16 protein-coding genes are annotated in these 15,666 nt (G+C 52.5%); 15 read left to right on the top strand and 1 reads right to left on the bottom strand.

What is annotated here, in order from left to right; all coding sequences use genetic code 11:
• The first annotated feature begins 88 nt into the window (after window positions 1-88).
• The 10 genes from LWL52_RS16180 to LWL52_RS16135 all read left to right on the top strand — a co-directional run bounded on the left by LWL52_RS16180 (window position 89) and on the right by LWL52_RS16135 (window position 7,679).
• Window positions 89-931: a GIY-YIG nuclease family protein gene (locus LWL52_RS16180; protein WP_242921783.1), complete on the top strand. Its 843-nt coding sequence runs from the start codon at window positions 89-91 to the stop codon at window positions 929-931.
• Between the two features lie 144 nt (window positions 932-1,075).
• On the top strand, window positions 1,076-1,438 hold the full coding sequence (locus LWL52_RS16175; RefSeq protein WP_242921780.1) for a DUF4180 domain-containing protein: 363 nt from the start codon (window positions 1,076-1,078) through the stop codon (window positions 1,436-1,438).
• Between the two features lie 482 nt (window positions 1,439-1,920).
• Window positions 1,921-2,859 carry a TerC family protein gene (locus tag LWL52_RS16170; RefSeq protein ID WP_242921778.1) on the top strand — a complete coding sequence of 313 codons (939 nt, stop codon included), beginning with the start codon at window positions 1,921-1,923 and terminating at the stop codon, window positions 2,857-2,859.
• A gap of 425 nt (window positions 2,860-3,284) precedes the next feature.
• Window positions 3,285-4,076, top strand: coding sequence for a glucose 1-dehydrogenase (locus LWL52_RS16165; RefSeq protein ID WP_242921776.1), 792 nt, complete (start codon window positions 3,285-3,287; stop codon window positions 4,074-4,076).
• A gap of 334 nt (window positions 4,077-4,410) precedes the next feature.
• Window positions 4,411-5,406, top strand: coding sequence for an ABC transporter ATP-binding protein (locus tag LWL52_RS16160; RefSeq protein ID WP_242921748.1), 996 nt, complete (start codon window positions 4,411-4,413; stop codon window positions 5,404-5,406).
• Between the two features lie 127 nt (window positions 5,407-5,533).
• Window positions 5,534-5,743: an alkylphosphonate utilization protein gene (locus tag LWL52_RS16155; protein ID WP_242921746.1), complete on the top strand. Its 210-nt coding sequence runs from the start codon at window positions 5,534-5,536 to the stop codon at window positions 5,741-5,743.
• A gap of 83 nt (window positions 5,744-5,826) precedes the next feature.
• Entirely contained in the window at window positions 5,827-6,219 is a 393-nt protein-coding gene (locus LWL52_RS16150) for a methionine-R-sulfoxide reductase (protein ID WP_242921744.1), read from the top strand.
• A 137-nt stretch (window positions 6,220-6,356) separates the two neighbouring features.
• Window positions 6,357-6,737, top strand: coding sequence for a diacylglycerol kinase family protein (locus tag LWL52_RS16145; RefSeq protein ID WP_242921742.1), 381 nt, complete (start codon window positions 6,357-6,359; stop codon window positions 6,735-6,737).
• A gap of 67 nt (window positions 6,738-6,804) precedes the next feature.
• Window positions 6,805-7,197, top strand: coding sequence for a DUF6970 domain-containing protein (locus LWL52_RS16140; protein ID WP_242921739.1), 393 nt, complete (start codon window positions 6,805-6,807; stop codon window positions 7,195-7,197).
• A gap of 5 nt (window positions 7,198-7,202) precedes the next feature.
• On the top strand, window positions 7,203-7,679 hold the full coding sequence (locus tag LWL52_RS16135) for a DinB family protein (RefSeq protein ID WP_242921737.1): 477 nt from the start codon (window positions 7,203-7,205) through the stop codon (window positions 7,677-7,679).
• 60 nt (window positions 7,680-7,739) lie between these two features.
• On the opposite strand, the gene arfB is transcribed toward LWL52_RS16135, so the two are convergent.
• Window positions 7,740-8,150: an alternative ribosome rescue aminoacyl-tRNA hydrolase ArfB gene (gene arfB / locus LWL52_RS16130; RefSeq protein WP_242921736.1), complete on the bottom strand. Its 411-nt coding sequence runs from the start codon at window positions 8,148-8,150 to the stop codon at window positions 7,740-7,742.
• Between the two features lie 341 nt (window positions 8,151-8,491).
• On the opposite strand from arfB, the gene LWL52_RS16125 reads away from it, so the two are divergent.
• The 5 genes from LWL52_RS16125 to LWL52_RS16105 all read left to right on the top strand — a co-directional run bounded on the left by LWL52_RS16125 (window position 8,492) and on the right by LWL52_RS16105 (window position 15,654).
• Window positions 8,492-9,571: a site-2 protease family protein gene (locus LWL52_RS16125; RefSeq protein WP_242921733.1), complete on the top strand. Its 1,080-nt coding sequence runs from the start codon at window positions 8,492-8,494 to the stop codon at window positions 9,569-9,571.
• Between the two features lie 165 nt (window positions 9,572-9,736).
• Window positions 9,737-10,126: a BlaI/MecI/CopY family transcriptional regulator gene (locus LWL52_RS16120; protein WP_242921731.1), complete on the top strand. Its 390-nt coding sequence runs from the start codon at window positions 9,737-9,739 to the stop codon at window positions 10,124-10,126.
• Window positions 10,123-12,201: a M56 family metallopeptidase gene (locus LWL52_RS16115; RefSeq protein WP_242921729.1), complete on the top strand. Its 2,079-nt coding sequence runs from the start codon at window positions 10,123-10,125 to the stop codon at window positions 12,199-12,201. Before LWL52_RS16120 ends, LWL52_RS16115 begins: the two co-directional genes overlap by 4 nt.
• Window positions 12,202-12,385: 184 nt before the next feature.
• Window positions 12,386-14,536, top strand: a complete 2,151-nt coding sequence (locus LWL52_RS16110; RefSeq protein ID WP_242921727.1) for a T9SS type A sorting domain-containing protein — start codon at window positions 12,386-12,388, stop codon at window positions 14,534-14,536.
• Between the two features lie 245 nt (window positions 14,537-14,781).
• Window positions 14,782-15,654, top strand: a complete 873-nt coding sequence (locus LWL52_RS16105; RefSeq protein ID WP_242921725.1) for a DUF3667 domain-containing protein — start codon at window positions 14,782-14,784, stop codon at window positions 15,652-15,654.
• The last annotated feature ends 12 nt before the right edge of the window (window positions 15,655-15,666 follow it).

Here is a 15,666-nt window from a genome sequence, read left to right as displayed (position 1 = left end):
CCGTTTGGGGCTGCTTTTTTGTTAGACACAACTTTATGTAGCTTTTGCTATATTTATAGTTCTACAGTATAACACTAATCCTATTGCTATGAACAGACCGCAGACAATTCAGATTTTCTTACCAGATGGATCTCCACGTAGTGTGAAAATCGCAGAAATAACTAATAGGGTTGTGAAGACAGTTCTTGTTCCTAGAAATAAGTTAGAGTACATCACTGGCAGAGATGAGTTGAAGAATGTTGGCGTATACTTTCTGTTTGGTGAAAGTGCTGATAAAGCGAAGCCAATGGTATACATAGGCGAAGCTGAGGATTGCCTGGAACGTATTAAGCAACATAACCGATCGAAGGAGTTTTGGAACTACGCAGTTGTGATGGTATCTAAAATCAATGCTTTTACTAAATCCCATGCTAAATACTTAGAGCATATTGCAGTTGCCGAAGCCAAGGACGCGAACAGGTTTGATACTGAAAATTCAGTTGTGCCGAATAAACCATTTGTAACAGAGTCTATGGAAGCTGATTTATTGGATAGCTTTGATACCGTTAAGATTCTGCTTTCCACTTTAGGTTTTCCTGTGTTTGATAAGATCAGCAAAGAGTCCATTACTAAAAAAGAACTTCTAACGCTCAAAGGTGACAATCTTTATGCGGAAGGGGATTTGATTGACGATGGTTTTGTCGTTTTTAAAGGATCAGGGCTAAAGCCAAATACCACTGCTTCTTGCCATGACTACTTAATAAACTTAAGAAAAAAGTTAGTAGAAGAACAGATAGTGATGAACGTTGATGGTAAGTATAAATTCATGGAAGATTATGTCTTCAATTCTCCAAGTACAGCGGGCGGTGTTGTACTAGGCAGAGCAACAAACGGCTGGACAAGTTGGAAAAACAAGAATGGAGTTACACTTGATGAGTTAAAACGAAAATAGCACTTACCATCCCGCAAATCTAACGCCCCGCTAGTGCGAGCTTGTAGCTCGTACTTCCCTTTCCATCATAAAAGAAACGGCACGAGCTACAAGCTCGCGCCAGCAAGAGACACTGTAACGGCCACAGCAAGTACAATAGTCAGGATGAAAATTGTAACCCATACTATAAACGACACAAAAATTGCCGAAGTGATTTCGTCTGATAATGTTATAAATAGCATTGAAGACGGATCCGACTTAGTAGGCAGTTTATACTATCAGGATTTTGATAAAATAATCATTCACGAGACCAACATTACACCTGATTTCTTTGATCTGAAAAATGGAATGGCTGGCGAGATCCTTCAAAAATTTTCCAATTACCGGGTTCGTCTGGCTATCGTTGGCGATTTTTCAAAGTATGAAAGCAAGAGTGTGCATGCCTTCATTTCCGAAAGCAATAAAGGCAAGCAAATCAACTTTGTTACTTCTCAGTCAGAAGCAATAAAAGCACTGTCTGCTAAATGAACACGGTAAAATAGAACCTCAGCTTTCCGCGAGTATAGCGGCTGCGCAAATGTGGTTATACGTTGCAGCCAGTTTATAAAGGCTTTTTTCATGTCCATCCTATCGCAGGCATCAAACGTGCGGCCATACTTCCGCGCCTTTACCGCTACACTCAACTTACGGCCTAAACTATAGCCAAACCATACTTTCGTTCATCCGCAACCAAATTTACCTTCTGTAGAAAAATAGCAAGCGCTTTCCGGCAAAGAAAAGTCAGGGGATAGGAGCGGTATGTTGAAGAAGTAAGATTTATAGGGTAACAGTTAAAGGAAGGCAACTGCTGTATGGGCTGCTTTTCGTGTTTTCCGTCTTAGTTTAAGGCCAATCGTTAAAAGGCAGCATGTGCTTAGAACCCGATCTGGTTAAATTTGTAAACAAAACGGGTCCTGCTTACAACAAATGCCTTACAGGAACTGTAACTTACTTAACTTGACTAAACACTGATGGAAGTAAATGCCACATTCTGGATAGGATTTAATGTATTTGTACTACTCATGCTCGCCCTCGACTTAGGCGTTTTTAACCGGAAGGCGCATGTTGTATCTGTGAAAGAAGCACTGACCTGGACGGGTGTCTGGATCAGCCTTTCCTTAGTCTTTAATGCCCTTATTTATTACTGGTTTGGGGAGGCTAAAGCCGTCGAGTTTCTGACCGGTTACCTGATCGAGAAATCATTGAGTATAGACAATATATTCGTGTTTGTACTTGTTTTCGGTTATTTCCAGATCCCTGCCATTTACCAGCACAAGATCCTGTTCTGGGGTATTTTGGGGGCACTCGTCATGCGGGTGATCTTTATTTTTGCCGGCGTCGCTCTGATCGAGAAATTTCACTGGAGCATTTACATTTTCGGCTTCTTCCTGATCTATACCGGCTACAAAATGTTTACGGAGAAAGGCACACAGATCGATCCGGAAAACAACCCCGTTATCAAGTTTGCCAGAAAAATAATGCCGGTTACAAACCAGTTGCATGGCGATAAGTTCTTTGTAAAGCAAAACGGCAAAAAATATGTAACTCCGCTGTTTCTTGTGCTTATCCTGATCGAAAGTACCGACCTGATCTTTGCGGTAGATAGCATTCCGGCCATACTTGCCATCACGCAGGATCAGTTTATCGTCTATACTTCAAACGTTTTCGCAATTCTGGGCCTGCGCTCCATGTATTTTGCCCTGGCCCATGTCGTGGACCGCTTCGTTTATCTCTCCTACGGCCTGGCCATCATACTTGTATTTGTAGGTATGAAAATGGTCATGGTCGATATCTTCAAGATTCCTACGTTCATCTCCCTGCTAGTCATTGCCTTGATCCTGACAGCTAGTATTGTGCTGTCCTTTATCAAAACCAGAAGGGACAATAAAATAAACGGGCAGGGGATGTGATAATGATTACGCCCTGCTTTAAGCAAAAGAAAGCAGCTCCGGAAGGGGCTGCTTTCTTGTTTTGTAGTGGTACACGGCCATCGCGAATTTCATCTTATAACAGCGTATCACTTCATCATACTATCCCCGCTAGTTCGAGCTTGTAGCTCGTACTTCCCTTTCCATCATAAAAGAGACGGCACGAGTTACAAGCTCGCGCCAGCAAGAGCTGCTTTACTTGTATAACTGCGTATTACTCCATCCACCAGGCGCAAAGCCGTCGGCTTTACCGGAAAATTTCCGCCATCGTATAACCAAATAGTTTCTTTCCCGCCACGTTTACCCGCACCCCATCACCCGCCAGTTTTTGCTCTGACGCTGCCATTCCAACGTGCAGCAGGAGCCGCTTATACTTACCGAGTTCTACACTAAATCATTAAGCTACTATGAAAGCATTCGATCAAAAAGCTATTATTATCACGGGCGCTGCCATGGGCCTGGGGCTGGCGGCCGCAAAAGAGCTGGCAAGCCAGGGAGCAAATCTTACTTTGATGGATTACAACGAAGCCCAGCTCTCTGATGCCGCCAACGACCTGACCAAAGAGTTTCAAGGTATAAAGATCACCACGGTGGTGGGCGATGCATCCAACGAGGAAGACGTTAAAAAGTATGTTTCCGAAACCCTGAAAGCATTCGGCCGCATCGACGGCCTCTACAACAACGCAGGGATCGAAGGCCGCCAGGCACCGATGACCGAGTATGACATTAAGGTGTTTAAAAAGGTGATCGACATTAACCTGATGGGCGTTTATTACGGCATGCGCTATGTTATTCCGGTTATGCAAAAGCAGAAGTATGGCCGCATCGTTAATGTGGCCTCGGTAGGAGGCATACGGGGCGTACTGAACCAGGTAGCGTATGTGGCAAGCAAGCACGCTGTTTCGGGCATGACCAAGAACGCGGCCCTGGAATATGGCAAAGATGGTATCATAACGAATGCCATTGCGCCGGGCGCCATACTTACGCCCATGGTGGCCGAGGCCTTTAGAGAAGTAAACCCCGATAACCCCAAAGCTGCTGAAAGCGAATATGCCCAACGAAACCCCACCAGGCGCCTGGGCCTGCCCGAAGAAGTAGCCAAAGTAGTAGCCTTTCTGTTGAGCGACGCGGCTTCCTATGTAAATGGCCAGACCATTGCCATCGACGGCGGCGAGTCTAACTATTATGGCAATGCCTAAGCGTGCAGCAATTTTGAGGGCAGCGGTAAACGGGGTTATACGTTCAAGCCGGTTTGTAACAGGCGTTTATTGCAGCTATACTTTAAGCAGGTATAAAACGGGCGGCTATACTACCGGGCATTTACCGCTGTGCCTACCTTTTTGGGATAAAAGGATAGGCCCGGGTACCTGAAAAAGTAGGGGCCAGATTTCATTGCTTAGACTTAAGAGGTTATACTTGCAGAAAAGCAGCTCCTGTGGGCTGCTTTTCTGTTGATCTGCCTGTTTTAGGACCTGCAGCATGTTATACTTTACGATGGCGGACTAACCAGCCGCTACTAGCATACCGAAACATATGAGTTTTTTAAAGGTAGAAGGCATCGGGTTGCAGGAAGAAGAAAGCCTGATCCTGCAGGACATCAGCTTTACCCAGCAGGAGTTTCAGAAGATTGCCATTGCCGGCGAAACGGGCTCGGGCAAAAGTACCCTGCTCAAGATCCTGGCCGGTCTGGTGCAGCCCACGGCAGGGCAGGTGCTCTTTGAACAGGAGAGGGTGCTGGGGCCGCAGGAAAAGCTGGTGGCCGGGCATCCGCACATCGCTTACCTCTCGCAGCATTTTGAGCTGCAGAAGTTTTTGCGGGTAGAGCAGATTTTGACCTATGCCAACACCCTGCCCAGGGACGAAGCAGAAGCGATCTACGCCGTTTGCCGCATCAGCCACTTGCTCAAGCGCCGCACAGACCACCTTTCCGGGGGCGAGAAGCAGCGCATTGCCCTGGCCCGCCTGCTGGTTACGGCACCCAGCCTGCTGCTGCTCGATGAGCCGTTTTCTAACCTGGACATGAGCCACAAAAGAACCCTGAAAGAAGTGATCCGGGAAATGGGCGAGCAGCTGGACATTACCTGCATCCTTACCTCGCACGACCCGCTGGACACCCTTGCCTGGGCCGATGAGATCCTGGTGCTGCACAGTGGCAGGATCATTCAGAAAGGCACGCCCGCGCAGGTGTACCGGCATCCGGTAAATGAGTATACCGCCGCCCTGTTCGGCAACTATAACCTGCTGCCAGCTGCCTTTGCAACGGCTTTTCCGGGAGTAAGAAGTGCCGGCGCAAAAGGCAGGCACCTGCTCGTGCGCCCCGAGGCGTTTACCCTGGAAACTGAAGCGGGCAGCCATACAATTAAAGGCAGCGTGAAAGCGGTGCATTACCTGGGCAGCTACTACGACGTGGAAGTGCTCTCTGAGGCCCTGCCGGGCGAGGTGATCTCGGTAAAAACAACCAACGGCCGCCACCTGCCCGGCGACGCGGTGCACCTGGCCTTATCGTCCCAGGACGTATGGTATATCTGATGCTGCCTTTTGGCACAGGCGCACCAGCTATACTTTGTAACGGGAGATGCCCGGCCGGCATTTTGGCGCCCGTACCGCAGCGGAAAACTAAAATTCTGGTACCTTTGGGGATCAATAAACAAAACCCATGGAAGTAAAAGACAGCAACGGCAACATCCTCAGCGATGGCGACAGCGTGCACGTGATCAAAGATCTGAAAGTTAAAGGCATGCCTACCACGCTTAAGCGCGGCAACGTGATCAAAAATATCCGCCTGACAGGCAGCCCGGAAGAAGTGGAGTGCCGCATCGGCAAAAGCACGGTGGTACTGAAAGCCAGCTTCCTTAAAAAGGCCTAGCAGAGAACTGCCCACCATTGCAAATCTTTTTGGCCTTTTGTCTGTTACTGGCAGAACACGTATAAAAAGACAAAACCTAACCTATGAAAGTAGCAAAAGACCCATCGGAATATAACGTGCTGACGCCGGAGGAGGCCCGCATCATTGTAAACAAAGGCACCGAGTACCCCGGCACCGGCGCGTATGAGCACAACAAGGCAGAGGGCGTATACCTGTGCAAGCGCTGCAACAACCCGCTTTATACTTCCGAGTATAAATTTGAATCACACTGCGGCTGGCCCAGCTTCGACGACGAGATAACGGGTGCCGTAAAGCGGGTGCCGGACGCCGACGGTCGCCGCACCGAGATTGTATGCGCCAACTGCGGCGCGCACCTGGGCCACGTGTTCGAAGGCGAGTACCTGACTCCCAAGAACGTGCGCCATTGCGTCAATTCCCTCTCGATGACGTTTGTGCCGGTAGACGAGCTGGCGTGATCATCCTATAAAAGTATAGCAGGCAGCGCTGGAAACAGGGCTGCCTGCTTTTTTATTGTTCCTGCCGCAGGCCTACAACTTTATACTTGCCGGCCCGGTAAAAGCACTTCATACGCCCTCTCATACCTGTTTTTGCTATGCCCCAGCCTTCTTACTTTCTCTCCCGCTACAACAGTGTTAAGTATGCCCTGAAAGGAATAACCGCCGTGTTCCGGTCGGAGCCCAACATGCGCCTGCATGTGCTGGCCAGCGTAGTGGTGGGGGTGATGGGCTTCCGGTTCGGCGTGACCCGCACGGAGTGGTGCTTCTTGCTGCTGAGTATCGGCCTGGTATGGATGGCCGAGATCGTGAACACCGCCATCGAGACCCTGACCAACCTGGTGTCGCCGGAGTTTCATGCGCTGGCAGGCAAAACAAAAGACCTGGCGGCGGGTGCCGTGCTGATGGCTGCCATTACGGCGGCAGGCGTAGGGCTGGTGGTGTTTGTGCCTTACTGGCTGGCTTACCTGAACAGTTAAACCCGCGGGCTTCTTTTAAACCCGTGGGATTAGTACATTTGCGCTCCTATTCGATAGATCCGCCACCATGGCTACAAGAAAAAATCTCGTTTGGGCAGTATGCCTGTTGCTGATCTGCCTGCTGGGCGCCTGCAAACCGGGCCTCTCGCCCCAAATACCGGCGGGCGCCACCGCCAACGCACTGGCTGCCCCGTGGCTAAGCCAGCTCATCCAGCAGTTGCAGGAAGAAGCCCCTGCTAACCCACCTGCCAAAATCTACCGCTATACCTACCACAACCAGGAAGTATACTACCTCACCAGCCGCTGCTGCGATATCCCCAGCAAAGTATACGACCGGAAAGGCAACATCCTCTGCGAGCCCGACGGCGGCATAACCGGCAAGGGCGACGGCCGCTGCGCCAACTTTGCGGCGGAACGAAAAAATGAAATTTTAATTTGGGAAGATAAACGAGAACGCTAATTAACATGACTGGAAACGACGTACTGAAGAACCTTTCGGAGTATAATATCTGGGCCAACCAAACCATGCTGGATGTATTCGGCACGCTGCCCGAAGTGCCGGCTAACTCCCTGCGCCTGCAAAGCCACGCGCTTAACGCACAGGCCATCTGGATCGCCCGCATCACCGGCACCGAGAGCCCGGTGAAGGTATGGCAGGAGCACTCGCTCGAAGAGCTTTTCGCGCTCCATAAAACGGCTTCGTACCGCATTGCCGAGCTGGTGGCCAACGCCGACGAGGCGGAGTTTAACCGCCTGATCGATTATACCAACAGCCAGGGCCACAAGTATAGCACCCGCGTACTCGACATCCTGACACATGCGTTTAACCACGCCACCTACCATCGTGCACAGGTAGCCACAGACCTGCGCAAGTGCGGCCACACGCCACCCAACACCGACTACGTAACCTACGTGCGCGAACTGATGGGCCAGGTATACTAGGCACTTGTTCTTAGGCTAACACAAAAGCGCCCGGGCTTCTGGTAACCAGAAACCCGGGCGCTATTGATCTCCTTTATAGCCCCTGTTTCCTTTCTTTTCGGATTGGCGCTTTTTGCTCTCCAGTCGCCGCCGCACGCCGGCTTTGGTCGGTTTGGTGGCCGTTCGCTTTTTCTGTTTTGTAAAAGCCTGCCGCAGCAGTGCGTAAAAACGGGCCACGCACAGTTCCTTGTTGCGCAACTGGCTTCGCTCGTCCTGGCATACCAGCTGCAGGTAGCCGTCGGAGGTAATGCGGCTGGCCAGTTTCTGCTTTAGCACCTCTTTTTCCTCCTGTGTGAGCAGTACCGAGTTATCCACCTGAAACCGGAGCTCCACCTTGGTTTCCACTTTATTGACGTTCTGCCCGCCGGCGCCACCGCTCCGCGAGGTCTGGAAAACCAGCTCCTTCAAAAAATCTCTGTTCTGTATGTCCATGTAAGTATAACGCTGGCCTGTTTCTTTTTAATCGTGCGCCTGAGCTGCCACACGAGGCAAACGACCTGCCAGGCTGCGTGCTTCCCGCAAAGCTATAAAACTGCCACCCGACTGCCAAGTATACGGCATCCCCGCATTCTTATTTCTATTATAGCCCCAGCCAAAGAACCTCAACCTGCAAGCAGCTCATTATCAAACCATAAGCCTGTTTATGCGTTAATTCAGAAGGTATACGCATGTGCAGCAACTCCTGCCAGGTTCGCCAGGTGCTCTACGTTGCCGGCCCGCCTGCTCTCCCTGATGATAACATAGCATGGTTTACTTACAACAGGATACTTCTTATGAAATGTGCGCTTAAATTAGGCCGCATTGCCGGCATCAGAATACGAATGCACTGGACGTTTGTGTTGTTGCTGGCGTGGGTGGCCTTTACCGAATCGCAACGCGGCAGCGACACCACGGCCATTGCGCTGGCGGTAGGCTTTGTGCTGGCCGTTTTCTTTTGCGTGGTGTTGCACGAGCTGGGCCACGCGCTCACTGCAAAACACTTTGGCGTGAAGACCAAAGCCATCACCCTGCTGCCCATCGGCGGCGTGGCCAGCCTGGAGCGCATGCCTGAAAACCCGCGCGAAGAGCTGCTCATTGCTGTGGCGGGCCCTGCCGTAAACGTGGTCATCGCGCTGCTGCTCTGGCTGGTGTTGCCTCCGCTGCGGGACATACCTCCCGGGGAGTTCTTTCTGCGCATTACGCCGGCCAACTTTTTTTACCTGCTAACCTACGTAAACATGGTGCTGGTGGTCTTTAACGCTATTCCTGCTTTCCCGATGGATGGCGGACGGGTGCTGCGGGCGCTGCTGGCCTTTAAGCTGGGGCGGGTGCGGGCCACGCAGATCGCCGCCAACCTAGGGCAGCTGCTGGCTGTTCTGTTCGTGTTCATCGGCTTTTTCTATAATCCTTTCCTTATCCTGATCGGGGCGTTTGTTTTCTTCAGCGCTTTCTCCGAGAACATGATGGTGCAGCACATTAACTTTTTGCGCGGCCACAGCGTGCGCGAGGGCATGATGACGATCTACGTAACACTGGCGCCGGAAAACACCGTGCGCGACGCGCTGGACAAGCTGTTGATGGGCTCCGAACACGAGTTTATTGTAGCCACGGAAGGGCAAGTGGTCGGTGTGCTGACCCGCTCGCAATTGATACAAGCCATCAAGAACGAGCAGCTGCACACGGCCGTCTCCGAGGTCATGTCGCCGGAGTTTACCACCTTTAACGTGCAGGACAAACTTGCCGACGCCTACAGCGAGCTTCAGAAAAACCGCGCTCCGCTCTACCCCGTGCTCGAGAACGGCCGCCTGGCCGGCGTCATCAACTCCGATAACATCAACGAGTTTATACTTGTGCAGTCGGCACTGGTGCATTAAGCCGGCATTTCCACCCGCTTCCAACGTGCCTTTGCTCACTCTCCGGGGCATTTTACGCAACATTATAGCTAAGTACGAAATAAATCGTAAATAAAATTTCCTTTTACGAAATCATTCGTATATACTTGTAATGCAACTAACCGCGCACTTAATCATCTCTTCACTATGGATTTAGAAAAAAACGCCAAACCCACCGAGTCGGAACTCGAGATCCTGCAGGTCCTCTGGCAGCACGGCCCCAGCACCGTGCGCTTTGTACACGAGGAGCTCAGCAAAACAAAAGAAGTGGGCTACACCACTACCTTAAAGCTGATGCAGATCATGGCAGAAAAAGAAATGCTGGATGCCGACAAATCAAACCGCTCCCATGTATACCGCCCGCTGCTGGAAGAGGAGGCCACCCAGCGCCGCCTGCTGGATCGCTTTCTGGATGCAGCTTTCCGGGGCTCAGCTTCCAAGCTGGTCCTGCAGGCGCTGGGCAACAGCAAAACCTCGCCCGAGGAACTGAACGAGATCCGAAACTTACTAAATAAAATGGAAGGAGGTAACCGATGAACCTGATCCCGAACATATTGCCTGAAGCCCTGGTGCGTGCCCTGGGCTGGACACTGCTGCACTCGTTGTGGCAAACGGCCTTTGTGGCGCTATTCCTGGGGCTGTTGCTGGTGTTGCTGCGCCATCATACCTCCAAGCTGCGCTATGCGGTGGCCGGCGGGGCCATGCTGGCACAACTGCTGCTCTCGGCCGGTACTTTTGCTTACTATTATGGCCGCATGGCTACTTCCGTTACCCTGGAAGCCGGCAGCAGCCCGGCAAGTATAAGCCTTAGCGGTGCAGCATCGGATGCAGCGGCTGTTTCTTTCTGGCAGGACCCGCTGGGCGTGGCCCAGGTATACTTTGACCGGCACCTGCCGCTGCTGGTAACCTGCTGGCTGCTGGGTTTGCTGCTGATGGCTGTGCGCTTTATAGGCGGCATGGCTTATACCCAGCGACTGCGCCATTATAAAGTAAGGCCGCTCTCTGCAGACTGGCAAAACAGACTGCAGGCGCTTAGCCAGCGTATCGGGCTGGCCCGGCAGGTTCGTCTGGTAGAGTCGGCGCTGGTTCGGGTGCCTGTTGCCATCGGGTTGGCAAAGCCGGTTATTCTGCTGCCGATCGGAGCGGTAACGGGGCTGTCGGCGGGGCAGGTAGAAGCCATACTTGCCCACGAGCTGGCTCACATTATGCGCCGGGATTACCTCTTCAACCTGCTGCAATCGGTAGTGGATCTGCTCTTCTTTTACCACCCGGCCATGTGGTGGATCTCGGATGTGGTGCGCGCCGAGCGCGAGAACTGCTGCGATGATGTGGCGGTAGCCGTGTGCGGCGACACCATGACGTACGCCCGCGCCCTGGCTGAGCTGGAGGCCATGCGCCTGCCGGCAGCGCCGGCCCTGGCCCTGGCGTTCTCCGGCAAAAGAGGCTCCCTGCTGAGCCGCATCAAACGCCTGGTGGGGCAGCCCTCGCTCAGGCCTACTTTCTCCGAAGGCTTTCTGGCCGCGATTGTGCTCGTTATCGGTTTGCTGGGGCTCTCTTTCGGGGCTGTGGCCGGGCTGAACCCCACCACAAAAGTACCCCAGGCAGCGGTAAAAGAATTGCTGCTGGTGCAACCCGTAAAGGTGATCACGTCCCTTGATGCTACGCCTGCTCCAGCTGCCGAAGAAGCAACAATAGCCGTTAAGGACAGCGCAGCCGAAGAAGTAACCAACGCCTACGTGTACAAAGTGCAGGGCCCAACCGGCAGGCAGCAGGATGTGATCATCATCAAAAACAAGAAAGGAAAGGTAACAGACCTCTACGTAAACGGGAAGCGTATTCCTAAAAAGGACATCCCTAAGTTTGATGATCTCATAAACCAGCGCCTGCAGGCGGTGGACCATGCGCCCAAAGCCCGGAAAGAAGAAGTGGAAAGAAGTATAGAGATTGCCCGTTCTGCCACAGCAAACGTCCGCCGTCGTGGCAATGAGAATTTCAACTACAACTATAACTTCCGCTTTGATGGCGATGCCATGGCTCCGCTACCCCCTGTACCGCCTGTGCCGCCCATGCCTGAGATAGCGCCGCCGCCTCCCCCAATGCCACCTATGCCGCCGATGCCACCCATGCCGCCAGCATTAGGGCAGGACGCGGGGAAGGAGCTCTCTAAGAAAGAGCAGAAAGAACACGATGCTGCCATGAAGGCGTATGAAAAGGAACTGAAAGCCTATGAGGCGGAAGTGCGCAACCTGTACAAAGATGTGGATGTGCAGCGCATTACGCGCCAGGCAGAACAACAGGCGGCCAATTCCCAGCGGCGGGTAGAAATTGCCCAGCAGCATGTAGCCCTGTCAAGGCAGCGTGCGGAAATGGCGCGGCAACATGCTGAGGTTGCGCGCGAGCGCGCCGACCGCATGCAAACCGTAAAAGAGGAGCTGGTAAAAGACGGCCTGATCAAGGACGATACCGGCAACCTGAGCATCCAGCTGAATGAAGACGGCTTTTATGTGAATGGCAAAAAACAACCTGCCAAGGTGTACGACAAGTATAAAAAGCTGCTGCAGCCTGACCAGGATGCCAAAGGCAAGTTTAACCTGCAATACAACGAGAATTAATCCCCAATTCGTCGCTCAAAACCCCGTCGGCCTCACCAGGGCTGGCGGGGTTTTGTTTTTATAATACCTTTGTAAAACTATATATCCGCTTACTGGGTTTTTAACGTAAGTAAGGGGGCGCTGGCAACAAGCATTCCGATAGCAGCGTTATTCACAGAGAATCGATAAATCTGCACCAGTTTCTATGACTATTTTATACGCTTACCTGCCCGGCTCAGCACGTACCAGGACCCGGATGCTGCTGGCTTTTTTGCTGTTATTCCTCTCCTCGCTGGCTTTTGCAAACGAGGGCTCCCAACTGGTGCCCCTCTCGCTGGATGAACGCGCGCAACAATCCGACATCATCGTAGAAGGCGAAGTTGTCTCCCGGCAGTCCTTCTGGGATGCCGGCCAGAAGAACATCTATACTTCGAACGTCATCAACATCTACAAAGTGTTTAAAGGAAAGGTGCAGGCCCGGCAACTGGAGATCATCACGCAGGGAGGCGCCATCGGCCTGAAGGTGCACGTGGCTTCGTCGGCACTGAAACTAAGCAAAGGAGAGCAGGGCATCTTTTTTCTTAAAAAAGAACAGGCCCTGCGCAGCACGCCGGCTGCCACCCTGGGCCTGACGGCACACACCTATGGCAACCAGCAGGGCTTTGTAAAGTATAACGTCGCCCAGAATACGGCGGCAGATGTTTTCTCGGCTTACCCCTCGGTGCAGGCGCTGTATAAAGCCATTACCACCCGCACCGGCACTGCTTACCGCACAATAACAGAGAACGAACAGCTGCGCAAAACACAGCAAAGCAACGCCCAACAGGGCCAGAACGGGCAGCTGGCACCGCAGGCCCCTGTCATCTCCGATTTTTCGCCCACCGTGGCCACGGCCGGCACCAACACGGTGCTCACCATCAGGGGCAGCGGCTTTGGCAGCAGCCGGGGCAAAGGCACCGTGGAGTTCCGCAACGCCGATGATGGCGGCAAAACCTTTGTAACGCCCCTGGCCGGCGACTACATTTCGTGGACAAACACGGAGATAAAGCTGCGCATTCCTTCGGCAGGCGCCGATGGCGGCACGGCGGGCTCCGGCGAGATTCGGGTAACCACCGCCGGCGACGTGACCACCTCGTCCGGTAGTGTAAAGCTGACGTTGGACTTTGCCTACTCCAACATCAACGTGAACGGCCGAGCCTTTAAGCCGGCCCTGGCCGACAAAGACGGCGAAGGCGGCTATACGATCCGGTTTGCCCCGAGCATGCAAAACTCCAATGCTGCCCAGGAAGGCTTCCGCAGGGCAATGAACACCTGGGTATGCACTTCAAAGATCAACTGGAAAATAGGAGCGCCCACCTCGGTGGAAAAAACTGATGAAGACGACATGAGCATTATTCGGTTTGTTTCCAACGATGTAGTGGGCGAGGGGGTGCTGGCCAGCACGCTGAGCCGCTACGAAGGCTGCCTGGTCGGCAACGACACGATCTGGTGGGTAGCCGAGTTCGACATGGAAATTAACAACAGCATTTCGTGGCAGTATGGCCCCGGCGGACCGGAAAACGGGCAGTTCGACTTTCAGACAGTTATGCTGCACGAATTGGGCCACGCTCACCAGCTGGGCCACGTTATTTTGCCACGCGCTGTGATGCACTGGGCCATTGCCGAAACAGCGCAGGTACGCGACCTGAGCGCCGCCGACATAGCCGGCGCCAACCTAGTCATGTCTAAAACGCTAGCCGCCAACCCCTGCGGCATGCAGCCCATGGTGCCCAGCAGCGGCGCCGAATGTAACATAGCCCCCGAAATCTATACCTTTGATGTCTTTTTCCAGGAGGGAGAAGTGACGGCAGACTGGGCTACCCGGAATGAAAAGTCGGTTACTTCTTTTATACTTCAGCGTAGTGGCGACGGCAGCACCTGGGAGGATGTGTCGGGGCAGATCGCGGCAAAAGGGCCCAGCGCCGGCGACCTTAATTATACCGCTACCGACGCCGAGCCGCTCCCGCGCATTAGCTATTACCGCATCCGGGTAATTTACAGCGACGGCTCCGAGAGCTTCTCGGAACGGTTCCGGATCATCAACCCGGCCGATATTCGCCAGCTCAGCGTGTACCCCAATCCTGTGGGCCCGGAAAGCAACGAGGTTATGCTGGAGTACATTGTGCAGTCCAGCACCAAGGTAAGTATACAGCTCTATACTTCGTCGGGCAAGGTGGTCCGCGACTTTGATGTGCGGTTTACGGATATCAACTTGCCTGTAAAACTTGACCTGAAAAACCTGGCCGCCGGCCTCTACATCATCAAATGGAAAGATGCCGGAGGCAGAACGGGCGAACGGAAACTGATCAAACTCTAACTCCTTACAGCTTCAACTTATACTAAAGGCAGGTGGTCCCGTGGGTTCACCTGCCTTTGTTTTTCTGCTCAAAGCTCCCTGCCTGCTGCCTTGGGTAACGCGTCCAAACACATCGTTTTTAAAAAGCAGGCGCATATAATACCCCTTTTGTGCTGCCGCGTCATCTTAGCTTGCTATTTTTAGCATTGTTATAGCTAGAAAGCTATATTTGGGCTAGCGAACGTACTGTTTGCAAGACTGGCGCTATGGAAAAAAAACGACGCAAGTATACCCAATGCCCGAACTGCGGGTACACCTTTGAGGAGGTAAACAACTACTGCCCCAACTGCGGCCAAGAAAACCACGACCTGAACGTGCCGGTAAAGCACCTGTTGTGGGAGTTTCTGGAAGGCACGATTCATTTCGACACCAAGGTGTTCCGCACGCTCCAATACCTGATCACCCGCCCAGGTTATCTAACCGAGAAGTTCAACATTGGCAAGCGTGTATCCTATGTGCCGCCGTTCCGGCTGTACGTGTTCATCAGCTTTGTTTTCTTCTTTGTATTGGCCCTGGATCATGACGTCATCAATATCGGGAACAACAAAGACAAGAAAGACGTGAGCGCTGCGCTGGCGGCACCGGGCGTTGCCACCACTCCGCAGGACTCGCTGGCTATAGCCACCGCCATAAAAGATCCGCGGGCCACTTTTATCAAAGAGAAAGTAGAGGATTTTGTAAACAACGGCGAAAAAGTGCGGGAGAAGATGCTCAAGAACATTTCGCTGATGATGTTCCTGCTGATGCCCTTTGTGGCATACCTGCTATACCTGTTCTACAACAAGAAGCGCCACAACTACGTGGAGCACCTCATGTTCTCCATCCACCTGCATACGTTTTACTTCCTGCTGCTCACGATCGTGCTGCTGGCCGATATGGCTTTCCCGACCCTGGACCTGGCCGGCTGGGTATTTTTGATCATGATCGGGTATGCCTTCCTCGCTTTGCGGCGGGTATACAAGCAGTCTAACAAACGCACCCTGTTTAAGCTGATTCCGCTAAGTTTTATATATTGTATCACCTTAGCTGTGTTTTTGATAGGCGCCGTGATCATTAGCGCCATTATGGCCAGCCACTAAACAGCCGCTGCA

Source organism: Pontibacter liquoris (genome assembly GCF_022758235.1).
In the GTDB taxonomy this organism is placed as follows: Bacteria; Bacteroidota; Bacteroidia; order Cytophagales; family Hymenobacteraceae; genus Pontibacter; species Pontibacter liquoris.
The sequence above is the reverse complement of the archived record's forward strand: the minus strand, read 5'-3'. Positions and strand labels throughout refer to the sequence as shown.

What these genes read in the sequence shown, in the direction of transcription:
- LWL52_RS16145 (WP_242921742.1), top strand. Translation starts at nt 6,357, where the DNA reads ATGCCCCAGCCTTCTTACTTTCTCTCCCGCTACAACAGTGTTAAGTAT.
- LWL52_RS16175 (WP_242921780.1), top strand. Translation starts at nt 1,076, where the DNA reads ATGAAAATTGTAACCCATACTATAAACGACACAAAAATTGCCGAAGTG.
- LWL52_RS16180 (WP_242921783.1), top strand. Translation starts at nt 89, where the DNA reads ATGAACAGACCGCAGACAATTCAGATTTTCTTACCAGATGGATCTCCA.
- LWL52_RS16115 (WP_242921729.1), top strand. Translation starts at nt 10,123, where the DNA reads ATGAACCTGATCCCGAACATATTGCCTGAAGCCCTGGTGCGTGCCCTG.
- LWL52_RS16165 (WP_242921776.1), top strand. Translation starts at nt 3,285, where the DNA reads ATGAAAGCATTCGATCAAAAAGCTATTATTATCACGGGCGCTGCCATG.
- LWL52_RS16155 (WP_242921746.1), top strand. Translation starts at nt 5,534, where the DNA reads ATGGAAGTAAAAGACAGCAACGGCAACATCCTCAGCGATGGCGACAGC.
- LWL52_RS16140 (WP_242921739.1), top strand. Translation starts at nt 6,805, where the DNA reads ATGGCTACAAGAAAAAATCTCGTTTGGGCAGTATGCCTGTTGCTGATC.
- LWL52_RS16150 (WP_242921744.1), top strand. Translation starts at nt 5,827, where the DNA reads ATGAAAGTAGCAAAAGACCCATCGGAATATAACGTGCTGACGCCGGAG.
- LWL52_RS16125 (WP_242921733.1), top strand. Translation starts at nt 8,492, where the DNA reads ATGAAATGTGCGCTTAAATTAGGCCGCATTGCCGGCATCAGAATACGA.
- LWL52_RS16160 (WP_242921748.1), top strand. Translation starts at nt 4,411, where the DNA reads ATGAGTTTTTTAAAGGTAGAAGGCATCGGGTTGCAGGAAGAAGAAAGC.
- arfB (WP_242921736.1), bottom strand. Translation starts at nt 8,150, where the DNA reads ATGGACATACAGAACAGAGATTTTTTGAAGGAGCTGGTTTTCCAGACC.
- LWL52_RS16105 (WP_242921725.1), top strand. Translation starts at nt 14,782, where the DNA reads ATGGAAAAAAAACGACGCAAGTATACCCAATGCCCGAACTGCGGGTAC.
- LWL52_RS16135 (WP_242921737.1), top strand. Translation starts at nt 7,203, where the DNA reads ATGACTGGAAACGACGTACTGAAGAACCTTTCGGAGTATAATATCTGG.
- LWL52_RS16170 (WP_242921778.1), top strand. Translation starts at nt 1,921, where the DNA reads ATGGAAGTAAATGCCACATTCTGGATAGGATTTAATGTATTTGTACTA.
- LWL52_RS16120 (WP_242921731.1), top strand. Translation starts at nt 9,737, where the DNA reads ATGGATTTAGAAAAAAACGCCAAACCCACCGAGTCGGAACTCGAGATC.
- LWL52_RS16110 (WP_242921727.1), top strand. Translation starts at nt 12,386, where the DNA reads ATGACTATTTTATACGCTTACCTGCCCGGCTCAGCACGTACCAGGACC.